The organism is Salmonella sp. 32120201201600049SM (assembly GCF_017572835.1).
Lineage (GTDB): Bacteria > Pseudomonadota > Gammaproteobacteria > Enterobacterales > Enterobacteriaceae > Salmonella > Salmonella enterica.
The window spans coordinates 51,340-65,115 of the sequence record NZ_JAGESA010000004.1 but is presented as its reverse complement, the minus strand read 5'-3'; the positions used below and the strand labels follow the sequence as shown (position 1 = coordinate 65,115).

The window sequence follows — 13,776 nt, the reverse complement described above, 5'->3', positions numbered from 1 at the left end:
TCATGAACGATCTTTTTTCACTGGCAGGTAAAAATATCCTTATCACCGGAGCCGCTCAGGGAATTGGTTATTTGCTGGCGACCGGTCTTGGTCGCTATGGCGCGCGCATTATTGTTAACGATATCACCCCGGAGCGCGCCGAAACAGCCGTGACGAAACTTCAGCAGGAAGGGATAAAGGCTATTGCCGCTCCTTTTAATGTCACCCATAAACAGGATATTGAAGCTGCGGTTGAACATATCGAAAAAGATATCGGCATCATTGACGTCCTGATAAATAACGCCGGTATCCAGCGCCGTCATCCGTTTACTGAGTTTCCCGAGCAGGAGTGGAATGACGTCATCGCCGTAAATCAGACCGCGGTTTTTCTCGTCTCTCAGGCCGTTACGCGCCGTATGGTGGCGCGGCAGGCAGGAAAAGTGATCAACATCTGTTCGATGCAAAGCGAGCTGGGCCGCGACACGATTACGCCATACGCCGCGTCGAAGGGTGCCGTGAAGATGCTGACTCGCGGCATGTGCGTGGAGCTGGCGCGTCATAATATCCAGGTCAACGGTATTGCGCCGGGATACTTCAAAACGGAGATGACCAAAGCGCTGGTTGAAGATGAAGCCTTCACCTCCTGGCTATGCAAACGTACGCCTGCCGCACGCTGGGGCGATCCCCAGGAGCTTATTGGCGCAGCGGTGTTTCTCTCGTCAAAAGCCTCCGACTTTGTTAACGGACATCTGCTGTTTGTCGATGGCGGTATGCTGGTTGCCGTCTGACCAGGGAAATGCGACGCAGCGCGTAAGCGCTGCTATTTTGGCGCTAATAAGAGAGACGAATATGCCATTAATAATTATTGCGGCAGGCGTTGCGCTGCTGTTGGTTTTAATGATTGGCTTTAAAGTTAACGGCTTTATCGCCCTTGTTCTGGTTGCCGCCGTGGTGGGATTTGCCGAAGGGATGGGCGCGCAAGACGTCCTGCACTCCATACAAAACGGAATTGGCGGTACTCTGGGCGGACTCGCCATGATCCTCGGTTTTGGCGCGATGCTGGGAAGATTAATTTCCGATACCGGCGCAGCGCAGCGCATTGCGACGACGCTCATTAATACGTTCGGCAAAAAACGCGTGCAATGGGCGCTGGTGATCACCGGGCTTATCGTCGGCCTGGCAATGTTTTTTGAAGTCGGATTCGTACTGCTGTTGCCGCTCGTTTTTACGATTGTGGCCTCATCGGGACTGCCCTTGCTGTATGTCGGGGTTCCAATGGTCGCCGCCTTATCCGTTACGCACTGCTTCCTGCCGCCGCATCCCGGCCCTACCGCTATTGCGACAATTTTTGAGGCAAATCTCGGTACGACCCTGCTGTATGGGTTAATCATTACCATACCGACCGTGATTGTTGCCGGCCCGCTGTTTTCAAAATTGCTGGCGCGCTTTGAGAAAGCGCCGCCTGAAGGATTATTTAATCCTCACCTATTCAGTGAAGAGGAGATGCCGTCATTCTGGAACAGTATTTTTGCCGCCGTGATCCCGGTCATTCTGATGGCCATCGCAGCGGTATGTGAAATCACGCTGCCAAAAACGAATGCCGTGCGGGTTTTCTTCGAATTTCTCGGTAATCCAGCAGTGGCGTTGTTTATTGCCATTATCATCGCCATTTTTACGCTGGGGCGACGCAATGGACGTACGGTTGAGCAGGTGATGGATATCGTCGGCGAGTCCATTGGCGCTATTGCGATGATTGTTTTTATCATCGCGGGCGGCGGCGCGTTTAAGCAAGTGCTGGTGGATAGCGGCGTGGGTCAATATATCTCGCAATTAATGACTGGCACCTCGCTATCTCCGTTATTAATGTGCTGGACGGTAGCCGCCGTGCTGCGTATTGCGTTAGGTTCCGCGACCGTGGCTGCGATAACCACAGCGGGCGTCGTATTGCCGATTATTAACGTAACCCACGCCGATCCGGCGTTAATGGTACTGGCGACAGGCGCGGGAAGCGTTATTGCATCACATGTTAACGATCCCGGTTTTTGGCTGTTTAAAGGGTATTTTAATCTTAGCGTCGGGGAAACCCTACGCACCTGGACCGTTATGGAAACATTGATTTCTGTCATGGGGTTGCTGGGCGTACTGGCGCTGAATGCGGTTCTGCATTAATTCATCATCCGCAGCCCAATTAACCATGGGGGCGACGTTCCCGCCCCCGGTACTGGAGAAAACATGAGGAATCACAGAATTTCTTTGCAGGATATCGCTACGCTTGCTGGCGTGACAAAAATGACGGTGAGCCGTTACATCCGCTCGCCGAAAAAAGTCGCCAGGGAAACCGGCGAGCGTATTGCGCAGATCATGGAGGAAATTAACTACATACCAAATCGCGCGCCAGCTATGCTGTTAAACGCGCAAAGTTACACTCTGGGCGTGCTGATCCCCTCTTTTCAGAACCAGTTGTTTGCCGACATTCTTGCCGGGATTGAATCCGTAACGTCGGGTCATAACTACCAAACTCTCATTGCGAATTACAATTACAATCGCGATTCGGAAGAAGAGTCCGTTATCAATTTACTGTCTTACAATATCGACGGCATTATTCTTTCAGAAAAATATCATACCCTCAGAACCGTCAAATTCCTGCGCTCAGCAACCCTTCCAATTGTAGAACTCATGGACATCCAGGGTGATCGCTTAGATATGGAGGTGGGGTTTGATAACCGTCAGGCCGCCTTTGATATGGTCAGCACCATGCTGGATAAACGCCAGCGGCGAAAAATCCTCTATCTGGGTTCAAAAGACGATATCCGAGATGAGCAGCGTTATCACGGCTACTGCGATGCGATGACGCGCCGGGGGCTGGCGCCGTTGCGCATCAATCCCCGCGCTATCTCCTCTATCCATCTGGGGATACAGCTAATGCGTGATGCGCTTACTGCGCACCCGGACGTGGATGGCGTCTTTTGTACAAATGACGATATCGCAATGGGCGCTCTACTGTGGTGCCGCGAGCGTCAACTGGCCGTACCGGAGCAGATCTCCATCGCCGGCTTCCACGGTCTGGAGATGGGCAGGCAAATGATACCGAGTCTCGCCAGCGTAATTACCCCTCGTTTTGAGATCGGGCGCAGAGCCGCGCAGATGTTGCTCAACAAAATTAAAAATAACGATCTCAACCATAATACGATTGATTTGGGTTATCAGATTTATCACGGCAGCACGTTATAAATTTTTTGATCTACTTTTTCCCGCAGCTTACCTGAGCTTAACGCGTAGCCAAAAGCGCCACGCGTCAGGTTACGCACTACATCATTCGAGGAATACCATGCTATCTGCCGGATGGCGGCGGAAAGGACTTATCAGGCCTACGGGTCCGGAGTAGGCCTGAAAAGCACAGCGCCATCAGGCCTACGATTACTGTGATTACGACTTACGCAGCATTAGCCACAGGCTAATCAGGAAGAAAGACGCGCTCGGCAGCAGCGCGCCGACAATCGGCGGAATGCCGTATACCAGCGTCAGCGGGCCAAAAATCTGGTCGAGGACGTAGAAGACGAAGCCGAAGCTAATCCCCGTCACTACGCGCACGCCCATCGGCACACTACGCAGCGGGCCAAAGATAAACGACAGCGCCATCAGCATCATCACCGCCACGGAGAGCGGCTGGAAGATTTTACTCCACATATTGAGCTGATAACGTCCGGCGTCCTGTCCGCTCGACTTCAGATATTTAACGTAGTTATGCAGACCGCTGATGGAAAGCGCATCCGGGTCCAGCGCCACCACGCCTAACTTATCCGGCGTCAGATTCGTTTTCCAGGTGCCGCTCACCGTCTGCGAACCGGTGATCTGTTTCGGGTTTTGCAGATCGGACTCATCCACCTGCGACAAACGCCAGACCTTATGCTCCGGGTCGAATTTTGCCGAAGCGGCGTAACGCACTGACTGCAAACGACGCTGATCGTTGAAAGCGTAAATACTAATGCCGGCCAGCTCCTCGTCGCCCTTCACCCGTTCAATATAGACAAAGTTATTCCCGTCTTTCGCCCACAGACCTTGCTGGGTGGAAAGCAGCGAACCGCCATACATCGCCTGCGCACGATAGTTACGCGCCATCTGCTCGCCCTGCGGGGCGACCCATTCGCCGATCGCCATGGTCAACAGCACCAGGGGGATAGCCGTTTTCATCACCGACAGCGCCACCTGCATACGGGTGAAACCCGATGCCTGCATCACCACCAGTTCGCTACGCTGCGCCAGCATCCCCAGTCCCAGCAGCGCGCCAAGCAGCGCCGCCATAGGAAAGAAGATCTGGATATCCTTAGGTACGCTGAGCAGGGTGTACATACCCGCGCCCAGCGCGTCGTAGTTACCCTGCCCCGCTTTTTTCAGCTGATCGACAAACTTGATGATCCCGGAGAGCGACACCAGCATGAACAACGTCATCATGATGGTGGTAAAAATGGTTTTACCGATATAGCGGTCAAGTACACCAAATGGCTGCATTATACCGCTCCTTTACGCAGAAAACGGGCACGCAGGCGGCGGACCGGCACCGTATCCCACAGGTTTAAACCAATCGCCAACGCCAGATAGATCAGGTTGACCGCCCACATCCAGATAACCGGGTCCAGTTTGCCTTTACCGCCATTCGATTTAATGGAGGTCTGGATCAGGAAGAACAGCAGATAAAGCAGCATGGCGGGCAACATAGACAAGACACGCCCCTGACGTGGATTCACCACGCTGAGCGGCACGACCATCAGCGCCATCATAAATACGGTAAAGACTAACGTGATACGCCAGTGCAGCTCGGCGCGAGCGCGATCGTTGTCGGTATTCCACAGCGTGCGCATGTCCATCTGGTCAGTATCGTTCGGGTCCAGCGCCACGGCCTGATGGCCAATAATCGCCTGATAGTTCTGGAAGTCGGTGATGCGAAAATCGCGTAGCAACGCCGTCCCTTCAAAACGCGTCCCTTTGTTTAAGGTGACAACCTGGGAACCATCGCGCAACTGAGTAAGGTGTCCGGAATCGGCCACTACCACAGAAGGACGAGCATTGCCCTTAGGGCGAATTTGCGCCAGGAAAACATCGTGGAAGTCGCTGCCGTCAACGCTTTCGATAAACAGCACCGAGCTGCCGTTGGTCGCCTGCTGGAATTGCCCCTGCGCCAGCGCCGCCATACCGGGGTTCGCTTTCGCCTCCGCCAGCACTTCATCCTGGTGTTTTGACGACCAGGGGCCGGCCCACATCACGTTAACCGCCGCAAGGATACCGGTAAATAACGCCAGTACCATGGCGGCCTTTACCAGCACGGCTTTGCTCAACCCACAGGCGTGCATGACCGTAATTTCACTTTCGGTATACAGTTTGCCCAGCGTCATCAGCAGCCCCAGGAACAGGCTTAAAGGCAGGATGAGCTGCGCCATTTCCGGTACGCCCAGCCCCAGAAGCGAGAGCACCAGATTTGCGGGAATATCGCCGTCAACCGCCGCGCCGAGAATCCTCACTAACTTTTGACAAAAGAAGATCAAAAGTAAGATGAAGAGTATCGCCAGCTGGCTTTTGAGCGTCTCCCGCACCAGATATCTTATGATTATCACTTTAAATACGCCCGTAAAAACCCATTTTTTTTGCTGGAATTTAGCTTGTTTCATGGCTTAAACGTCATTTATTCTCTTGAGTCGTCGAAATCATCGCTAAGATCATTATACTCAGCGGATTCACCTCTCAGAACTTGTTCTGACGTGCCAATGCCGTAATAACGTTAAGATTAACACGAAGTCACCGCAACAGCGGACATGAGTTACGAAAGCTTTCAATTTCTATACTCTAATGGATTTCGAGTTGCAGGCAGGCGGCAGGACTGTGGAGCCCCGGAGCTTACATCAGGTAAGTGACAGGGGTGAGCAGGCGCAGCCAACGCATCTGCAACTTGAAAGACGACGAGTATAGCTGTAGCCACCACTGTTGTCTTTAAGATTCAGGAGCATAGTGCATGGAGTTCAGTGTAAAAAGCGGTAGCCCGGAGAAACAGCGGAGTGCCTGCATTGTCGTGGGCGTCTTTGAACCGCGTCGCCTTTCTCCGATTGCAGAACAGCTCGACAAAATTAGCGACGGATACATCAGCGCATTGCTGCGTCGCGGCGAACTGGAAGGAAAACCGGGGCAGACTCTGTTGCTGCACCATGTTCCTAACGTTCTTTCCGAGCGAATCCTCCTCATTGGTTGCGGCAAAGAGCGCGAGCTTGATGAACGTCAGTATAAGCAGGTTATTCAGAAAACGATAAATACTCTGAATGATACTGGTTCGATGGAAGCCGTCTGTTTCCTGACCGAACTGCACGTTAAAGGCCGCAACAACTACTGGAAAGTGCGTCAGGCCGTCGAAACGGCCAAAGAGACGCTTTATAGCTTTGATCAACTCAAGACCAACAAGAGCGAGCCGCGCCGCCCGCTACGTAAGATGGTCTTTAATGTGCCGACCCGCCGTGAGCTCACCAGCGGCGAACGCGCCATTCAGCACGGTCTGGCCATCGCCGCCGGGATTAAGGCTGCGAAAGATCTCGGCAACATGCCGCCCAATATCTGTAACGCCGCCTACCTGGCGTCACAGGCGCGCCAGTTGGCTGACAGCTACAGCAAAAATGTCATCACCCGCGTCATCGGCGAACAGCAAATGCGCGAACTGGGTATGAACGCTTATCTGGCGGTCGGCCACGGTTCGCAGAATGAATCGCTGATGTCGGTGATTGAGTACAAGGGCAATCCGTCCGAAGACGCGCGCCCGATCGTGCTGGTGGGTAAAGGCCTGACCTTCGACTCCGGCGGCATCTCCATCAAGCCATCTGAAGGGATGGACGAGATGAAGTACGACATGTGCGGCGCGGCGGCGGTGTACGGCGTGATGCGTATGGTTGCCGAGCTTCAGCTACCGATTAACGTTATCGGCGTACTGGCGGGCTGTGAAAACATGCCGGGCGGACGCGCGTATCGTCCGGGCGACGTGCTGACCACCATGTCCGGTCAGACGGTTGAAGTGCTGAATACCGATGCTGAAGGCCGTCTGGTTTTGTGCGACGTGCTGACCTACGTTGAGCGCTTCGAACCGGAGGCCGTCATTGACGTCGCGACGCTAACCGGGGCCTGCGTGATTGCGCTGGGCCATCACATTACCGGTCTGATGTCGAACCATAACCCGCTGGCGCATGAGCTGATCGGCGCGTCCGAACAAGCGGGCGACCGCGCGTGGCGTCTGCCACTGGGCGATGAGTTCCAGGAACAACTGGAGTCCAACTTTGCGGATATGGCGAATATTGGTGGTCGTCCTGGCGGCGCTATCACCGCGGGCTGCTTCCTGTCACGCTTTACCCGTAAGTATAACTGGGCGCACCTGGATATCGCCGGCACCGCCTGGCGCTCCGGCAAAGCGAAAGGCGCGACGGGTCGTCCGGTAGCGCTGCTGTCGCAGTTCCTGCTCAATCGTGCGGGCTTTAACGGCGAAGAGTAAGTTTGAGATTACCCCGTAGGCCTGATAAGGCGTATTAGCGCCGCCATCAGGCGTTTTGCCGGATGGCGCTGCGCTTATCCGGCCTACGGGAGGCATCATGGCAACGCATTTAAATCCACCACAAGAAGCCCCATATATGAAGAATGCGACGTTCTATCTTCTGGATAATGACACTACCGTCAACGGTTTAAGCGCCGTTGAACAACTGGTGTGTGAAATTGCCGCAGAACGTTGGCGCGCCGGCAAGCGCGTGCTGATCGCCTGCGAAGATGAGAAGCAGGCCATTCGGCTGGATGAAGCGCTGTGGGCGAGACCGGCGGAAAGTTTTGTCCCGCACAATCTGGCAGGCGAAGGCCCACGCGGCGGCGCGCCGGTTGAAATCGCCTGGCCGCAAAAACGCAACAGCAGCCCACGCGATATTTTAATCAGCCTGCGTACAAGCTTTGCAGATTTTGCCACCGCTTTCACAGAAGTGGTAGACTTCGTCCCTTACGAAGAAACTTTGAAACAACTGGCGCGCGAACGCTACAAAGCCTACCGCGTGGCTGGTTTTAACCTGAATACGGCAACCTGGAAATAATGGAAAAGACATATAACCCCCAAGATATCGAACAGCCGCTTTACGAGCACTGGGAAAAGCAGGGCTATTTCAAGCCTAACGGCGACGAAAGCAAAGAGTCCTTCTGCATCATGATCCCGCCGCCGAACGTCACCGGCAGTTTGCATATGGGACATGCTTTCCAGCAAACCATCATGGATACCATGATCCGTTACCAGCGTATGCAGGGTAAAAACACCCTGTGGCAGGTCGGCACCGACCACGCCGGGATCGCGACCCAGATGGTGGTTGAGCGTAAGATTGCCGCTGAAGAAGGTAAAACCCGTCACGACTACGGCCGCGATGCGTTTATCGACAAAATCTGGCAGTGGAAAGCGGAATCCGGCGGCACCATTACCCGTCAGATGCGCCGTCTCGGCAACTCCGTTGACTGGGAGCGCGAGCGCTTCACCATGGACGAAGGTCTTTCCAATGCCGTGAAAGAAGTTTTCGTTCGCCTGTACAAAGAAGACCTGATTTACCGTGGCAAACGCCTGGTGAACTGGGACCCGAAGCTGCGCACCGCCATCTCTGACCTGGAAGTGGAAAACCGCGAGTCCAAAGGCTCGATGTGGCACATCCGCTATCCGCTGGCCGACGGCGCGAAAACCGCAGACGGTAAAGATTACCTGGTCGTCGCCACCACCCGTCCGGAAACCGTACTGGGCGATACCGGCGTGGCCGTGAACCCGGAAGATCCGCGTTATAAAGATCTGATTGGCAAATTCGTTATTCTGCCGCTGGTTAACCGCCGCATTCCGATTGTGGGCGACGAACACGCCGATATGGAAAAAGGTACCGGCTGCGTGAAGATCACCCCGGCGCACGACTTTAACGACTATGAAGTCGGGAAACGTCACGCCCTGCCGATGATCAACATCCTGACCTTTGACGGCGACATTCGCGAAAGCGCGGAAGTGTTCGATACCAAAGGTGAAGAATCTGACGTTTATTCCAGCGAGATTCCGGCTGAGTTCCAGAAGCTGGAACGCTTTGCTGCCCGTAAAGCCATCGTCGCTGCGGTTGACGCGCTCGGCCTGCTGGAAGAAATTAAACCGCACGATCTGACCGTCCCTTACGGCGACCGTGGCGGCGTGGTTATCGAACCGATGCTAACCGACCAGTGGTACGTCCGTGCCGACGTGCTGGCGAAACCGGCGGTGGAAGCGGTTGAAAACGGCGACATTCAGTTCGTGCCGAAGCAGTACGAAAACATGTACTTCTCCTGGATGCGTGATATCCAGGACTGGTGTATCTCTCGTCAGCTGTGGTGGGGTCACCGTATCCCGGCATGGTACGACGAAGCGGGCAACGTCTACGTTGGCCGCACCGAAGACGAAGTGCGTCAGGAAAATAACCTCGGCGCCGACGTTGCGCTTCGTCAGGACGAAGACGTTCTTGATACCTGGTTCTCCTCCGCGCTGTGGACTTTCTCCACCCTCGGCTGGCCGGAAAACACCGACGCGCTGCGTCAGTTCCACCCCACCAGCGTGATGGTGTCCGGCTTCGATATCATCTTCTTCTGGATTGCCCGCATGATCATGATGACCATGCACTTCATCAAAGATGAAAACGGCAAGCCGCAGGTGCCGTTCCATACCGTCTATATGACCGGTCTGATTCGCGACGACGAAGGCCAGAAGATGTCCAAATCCAAGGGTAACGTTATCGACCCGCTGGATATGGTGGACGGCATCTCCCTGCCGGAACTGCTGGAAAAACGCACCGGCAATATGATGCAGCCGCAGATGGCGGAGAAAATTCGCAAGCGTACCGAGAAGCAGTTCCCGAACGGCATCGAGCCGCACGGCACCGACGCCCTGCGCTTTACCCTGGCGGCGCTGGCCTCGACCGGTCGCGACATCAACTGGGATATGAAGCGTCTGGAAGGTTACCGTAACTTCTGTAACAAGCTGTGGAACGCCAGCCGCTTTGTGCTGATGAACACCGAAGAGCAGGATTGCGGCTTCAACGGCGGCGAAATGACGCTGTCGCTGGCTGACCGTTGGATCCTGGCGGAATTCAACCAGACCGTTAAAGCCTACCGCGACGCGCTGGACAGCTTCCGCTTCGACATCGCCGCGGGCATTCTGTATGAATTCACCTGGAACCAGTTCTGCGACTGGTATCTGGAGCTGACCAAGCCGGTGATGACCGGGGGTTCCGAGTCTGAACTGCGCGGCACCCGCCATACGCTGGTCACCGTACTGGAAGGTCTGCTGCGCCTGGCGCACCCGATCATTCCGTTTATCACCGAAACCATCTGGCAGCGTGTGAAGGTCATTTGCGGTATTACTGCCGACACCATCATGCTGCAGCCGTTCCCGGAATATAACGCCGCACAGGTGGATGAAGCCGCGTTGGCCGATACCGAGTGGCTGAAGCAGGCGATCGTTGCGGTACGTAACATTCGTGCGGAAATGAACATCGCCCCGGGCAAACCGCTGGAACTGCTGCTGCGCGGCTGTAGTGAAGAAGCCGTTCGTCGTGTTAACGACAACCGTAGCTTCCTGCAAACCCTGGCGCGTCTGGAAAGCATCACCGTGCTGCCAGCCGATGACAAAGGTCCGGTTTCCGTGACCAAAATCATCGACGGCGCCGAACTGCTGATCCCGATGGCTGGCCTCATCAACAAAGAAGATGAGCTGGCGCGTCTGGCGAAAGAAGTGGCGAAAATCGAAGGTGAGATTGCCCGTATCGAAGGCAAACTCTCCAACGAAGGTTTCGTCGCCCGCGCGCCGGAAGCGGTCATTGCCAAAGAGCGTGAGAAGCTGGACGGTTACGCAGAAGCGAAAGCGAAGCTGATTGAGCAGCAGGCGGTTATTAGCGCGCTGTAATCTGAAAGCCTGATGGCGCTTCGCTTACCAGGCCTACACGTTCGCTTATTGACATGGCGCGATCGGTAGGCCGGATAAGGCATTCACGCCGCCATCCGACAACATGAATTATGGGCCGACGTAAACGTCGGCCTTTTTACATCAGATAAACGGGAAGTAAGGCATGATGCCACGAGAAATCCACATTAGCAGGCTGTTTTCCAGCGGCTTCTCATCATTGGTTAACTCAAGCGAATCCAGATCGCCCTGGACCTGTGTATTCTGCGCCAGCCAGCTCACCAGCCAAATTTTCAACCACGGATAAGCCAGCCCTAAGGTCACGCCGGAAATCACAAACACCACCAGTAACCGCCACAGCATACCGTGTGCAGTGACAGAGGAATGAAAACGAATCGAATCGTTCGCCAGTGACAAATTGTTTAAAAACAGGTTGCGTAACGCCACATATAAGTAACTGGTTACCACAATAATCGCGAGAAAATAGAGGAAATAACATGCCATTATCTGGCCATAATATTGCAGAATAAGCGCCCCTCCTGCCTGCGCATTCCCCATCATACTCAAAAGAATCATGTCGGTGAACACCGGCGCGATTAGATAACCAATCACGACAGCAAAAGGGAAAAGGGTCAACATTGCCAACACGCACCCTCTGATGCACGTTTTAACATTAACCTGAATCGAGAAACGATGAATGCCAAAGTTTGCGCCATTGCCAAACAAGGTCATCCATTTGCTGTAGGTAATACCGTTAATGACCCCTATCCCAATAATAGCCAGCAAACCGAGAAAAACGATATTGAACACTAAACCGCCGACGGCGATGGTTACCAGTGAGATAATATAAAGAACAATATAAAGCGCCACCATCAGGAGTACCGGGAGAGCGAACATGTACCACCAGGCGCGCCGCATGGAACACTGGAATCCAAAATGTACGCCATTAAGCGAAGTCATCATCGCCTGATACTGTAATCCTTTCACCGCCATAAAAGGAATAATCGCAATTAATAAGCCGAATAGCGTAAAACCGAGACCGGGATGACCGTGTTCAATAAGAGAGAGGCTAACAATATAAATAATAAAAACTAACAACACACTAATAAATAATGCGCCGCCCGTGGCTTTGTAAGCAAAAGGCTGATTGTTTAGCGTCATATTAGTATAAATATAACGTCGACATTTCACCATCGCCCACGGCGCATAGATTCCAAACGTGATACACGTCAACAAGAAATTCACAAGGCAAATAACAAAATACTTTCCGCCCTTGCCTGTAAACACCAACGTGTGATTATGGTTATCTTTACTACTGATAACGTTATTCATGAATCATATCCCTGAATTACAATCTATTAGAATTAATAATAAAAACCAGTAAATTGTTACTGATTTGACTACGATACTATTTTTGTTTAATTTTTCCGCCTTTTATTTTGTCTGATTCAGGATCTCCTTGCGCGTGACTCAAGACGGTGGTATTAAAGTAATCTATAAATAAATTTTAAAAATTGAGCCATATTATGAATAATGTCGCCTCGCCAACGCTCACGGTGCGCCGAATCACTACCGCCGACAATACCGCTATTGCCCGTGTCATCCGTCAGGTTTCAGCGGAATACGGACTTACCGCCGATAAAGGTTATACCGTTGCCGACCCCAATCTGGATGAACTGTATCAGGTTTATAGCCAACCGGGCGCGGCCTACTGGGTGGTAGAGCAAAACGGTTGTGTGGTGGGCGGCGGCGGCGTGGCGCCGTTATCCTGTAGCGAACCAGACATTTGTGAACTGCAAAAAATGTATTTTTTACCGGTGATTCGTGGCCAGGGGCTGGCGAAAAAGCTGGCGCTGATGGCGCTGGATCATGCCCGTGAACAGGGTTTTAAACGCTGCTATCTGGAAACAACGGCTTTTTTACGCGAGGCGATTGCGCTATACGAACGTTTAGGATTTGAACATATTAGCGAACCGCTCGGCTGCACCGGACATGTCGATTGCGAAGTGAGGATGTTAAAGGATCTCTGAAAGCCAGGCGTTTATTTATCCTCGCCAGGTATTATTTTTGCTGATATAAGTAATCCCGGAAACATCCTGTTATCCGGGAATCACTTATTATTCAAGGAAGTTATAAATGAAACGCCTATTATCAGCAATTGTTTTCCCCGCTATGTTTATTAGTATCTCTAATGTATATGCATTAGATATACAGCCCGGCGAATGGAAAATGGAAAATATAGAAATGCGCACCATCAATCCAGATACAAAACAAGTATTAATGGATGAAAAAAATTCGGGCATAGCGACGCTTATGTGTTACACCCCTAAAATGTCTGAAGATTCTAAGAAAATGGTGAAGGGTTTTTCTACCAGTGCAGGCGGTTGCACGACAACATTTGTAGAAAGTACGGATACCAAACTGATCAATGAGACTGTGTGTAATAATCCTGATGTCAAATCGCACTCTATTGTAGAAACGACGAAAATAAGCGATACAGAATTTGCGATGACCATGAAATCGGATGTCGATGCAGGAGGTAATAAAACAACCTCCATCAACAAAATTAAACAAACCTTTGTTGGCAAGACCTGCTCTGAAGCGTCAAAAGGCGTGAAACAGTAAGTATTTCAACACAAGAACCCGTAGTGATGATGCAAAAAGGGCATTGTTCACGGTCACCTTTCGGGAATATAACACTGAGTGAGTTCTTTTTGCCTGCCTCAGGGCAGGCTTTACTCAGGACAGAATATCATGAAAATGACTTTTCCTGCTCGCCAGCAGTTTGATGCCGGGCGGATGACCACGCAGGTGGCAACAGCGTAAAAGATAAAAACGCTAATCTTTAA

12 protein-coding genes are annotated in these 13,776 nt (G+C 52.6%); 8 read left to right on the top strand and 4 right to left on the bottom strand.

The features are described from left to right. The first annotated feature begins 2 nt into the window (after nt 1–2). The 3 genes from idnO (at nt 3) to J4650_RS10945 (ending at nt 3,210) form a co-directional block, all read left to right on the top strand. On the top strand, nt 3–767 hold the full coding sequence (gene idnO / locus J4650_RS10955) for a gluconate 5-dehydrogenase (RefSeq protein WP_023993567.1): 765 nt from the start codon (nt 3–5) through the stop codon (nt 765–767). Between the two features lie 61 nt (nt 768–828). Further along, nucleotides 829–2,148, top strand: coding sequence for a gnt-II system L-idonate transporter (gene idnT, locus J4650_RS10950; RefSeq protein WP_023993568.1), 1,320 nt, complete (start codon nt 829–831; stop codon nt 2,146–2,148). A 63-nt stretch (nt 2,149–2,211) separates the two neighbouring features. After that, nucleotides 2,212–3,210 (top strand): LacI family DNA-binding transcriptional regulator, encoded by a 999-nt coding sequence (locus J4650_RS10945; RefSeq protein ID WP_001244065.1) that lies wholly within the window; start codon nt 2,212–2,214, stop codon nt 3,208–3,210. 195 nt (nt 3,211–3,405) lie between these two features. Here the strand turns inward: J4650_RS10945 and lptG are convergent, their stop codons facing one another. The 3 genes from lptG to J4650_RS22830 form a co-directional block, all read right to left on the bottom strand. Continuing rightward, nucleotides 3,406–4,488 carry an LPS export ABC transporter permease LptG gene (lptG, locus tag J4650_RS10940; RefSeq protein WP_001182242.1) on the bottom strand — a complete coding sequence of 361 codons (1,083 nt, stop codon included), beginning with the start codon at nt 4,486–4,488 and terminating at the stop codon, nt 3,406–3,408. Beyond that, nucleotides 4,488–5,588 carry an LPS export ABC transporter permease LptF gene (gene lptF / locus J4650_RS10935; protein ID WP_000584132.1) on the bottom strand — a complete coding sequence of 367 codons (1,101 nt, stop codon included), beginning with the start codon at nt 5,586–5,588 and terminating at the stop codon, nt 4,488–4,490. The genes lptG and lptF overlap by 1 nt, the downstream gene beginning before the upstream one ends. Nucleotides 5,589–5,652: 64 nt before the next feature. Beyond that, nucleotides 5,653–5,703, bottom strand: a complete 51-nt coding sequence (locus J4650_RS22830; protein WP_212724070.1) for a hypothetical protein — start codon at nt 5,701–5,703, stop codon at nt 5,653–5,655. A 280-nt stretch (nt 5,704–5,983) separates the two neighbouring features. Here J4650_RS22830 and pepA point away from each other — a divergent pair, with 280 nt between their 5' ends. From pepA to J4650_RS10920, 3 genes are all read left to right on the top strand, one after another. Further along, entirely contained in the window at nt 5,984–7,495 is a 1,512-nt protein-coding gene (gene pepA, locus J4650_RS10930) for a leucyl aminopeptidase (protein WP_000397158.1), read from the top strand. A gap of 136 nt (nt 7,496–7,631) precedes the next feature. Next, a complete protein-coding gene (holC, locus tag J4650_RS10925) occupies nt 7,632–8,075 on the top strand; it encodes a DNA polymerase III subunit chi (protein ID WP_001523689.1) in 444 nt (147 codons plus the stop codon). Further along, a complete protein-coding gene (locus tag J4650_RS10920; RefSeq protein WP_023993569.1) occupies nt 8,075–10,930 on the top strand; it encodes a valine--tRNA ligase in 2,856 nt (951 codons plus the stop codon). The genes holC and J4650_RS10920 overlap by 1 nt, the downstream gene beginning before the upstream one ends. Nucleotides 10,931–11,071: 141 nt before the next feature. Here J4650_RS10920 and J4650_RS10915 read toward each other — a convergent pair whose 3' ends face one another. Then, nucleotides 11,072–12,259, bottom strand: a complete 1,188-nt coding sequence (locus J4650_RS10915; protein WP_001534452.1) for a YjgN family protein — start codon at nt 12,257–12,259, stop codon at nt 11,072–11,074. A gap of 194 nt (nt 12,260–12,453) precedes the next feature. Here J4650_RS10915 and J4650_RS10910 point away from each other — a divergent pair, with 194 nt between their 5' ends. Both J4650_RS10910 and J4650_RS10905 read left to right on the top strand, forming a co-directional pair. Continuing rightward, on the top strand, nt 12,454–12,957 hold the full coding sequence (locus J4650_RS10910; RefSeq protein WP_001532041.1) for a GNAT family N-acetyltransferase: 504 nt from the start codon (nt 12,454–12,456) through the stop codon (nt 12,955–12,957). A 106-nt stretch (nt 12,958–13,063) separates the two neighbouring features. Then, a complete protein-coding gene (locus tag J4650_RS10905; protein ID WP_023234359.1) occupies nt 13,064–13,552 on the top strand; it encodes a DUF3617 domain-containing protein in 489 nt (162 codons plus the stop codon). Nucleotides 13,553–13,776: the final 224 nt, after the last annotated feature.

Bases quoted from the DNA above. Each gene is read 5' to 3' on its own strand.
- J4650_RS10905 (WP_023234359.1), top strand. From the start codon at position 13,064: ATGAAACGCCTATTATCAGCAATTGTTTTCCCCGCTATGTTTATTAGT.
- lptG (WP_001182242.1), bottom strand. From the start codon at position 4,488: ATGCAGCCATTTGGTGTACTTGACCGCTATATCGGTAAAACCATTTTT.
- J4650_RS10910 (WP_001532041.1), top strand. From the start codon at position 12,454: ATGAATAATGTCGCCTCGCCAACGCTCACGGTGCGCCGAATCACTACC.
- pepA (WP_000397158.1), top strand. From the start codon at position 5,984: ATGGAGTTCAGTGTAAAAAGCGGTAGCCCGGAGAAACAGCGGAGTGCC.
- J4650_RS10945 (WP_001244065.1), top strand. From the start codon at position 2,212: ATGAGGAATCACAGAATTTCTTTGCAGGATATCGCTACGCTTGCTGGC.
- idnT (WP_023993568.1), top strand. From the start codon at position 829: ATGCCATTAATAATTATTGCGGCAGGCGTTGCGCTGCTGTTGGTTTTA.
- holC (WP_001523689.1), top strand. From the start codon at position 7,632: ATGAAGAATGCGACGTTCTATCTTCTGGATAATGACACTACCGTCAAC.
- J4650_RS10915 (WP_001534452.1), bottom strand. From the start codon at position 12,259: ATGAATAACGTTATCAGTAGTAAAGATAACCATAATCACACGTTGGTG.
- J4650_RS10920 (WP_023993569.1), top strand. From the start codon at position 8,075: ATGGAAAAGACATATAACCCCCAAGATATCGAACAGCCGCTTTACGAG.
- idnO (WP_023993567.1), top strand. From the start codon at position 3: ATGAACGATCTTTTTTCACTGGCAGGTAAAAATATCCTTATCACCGGA.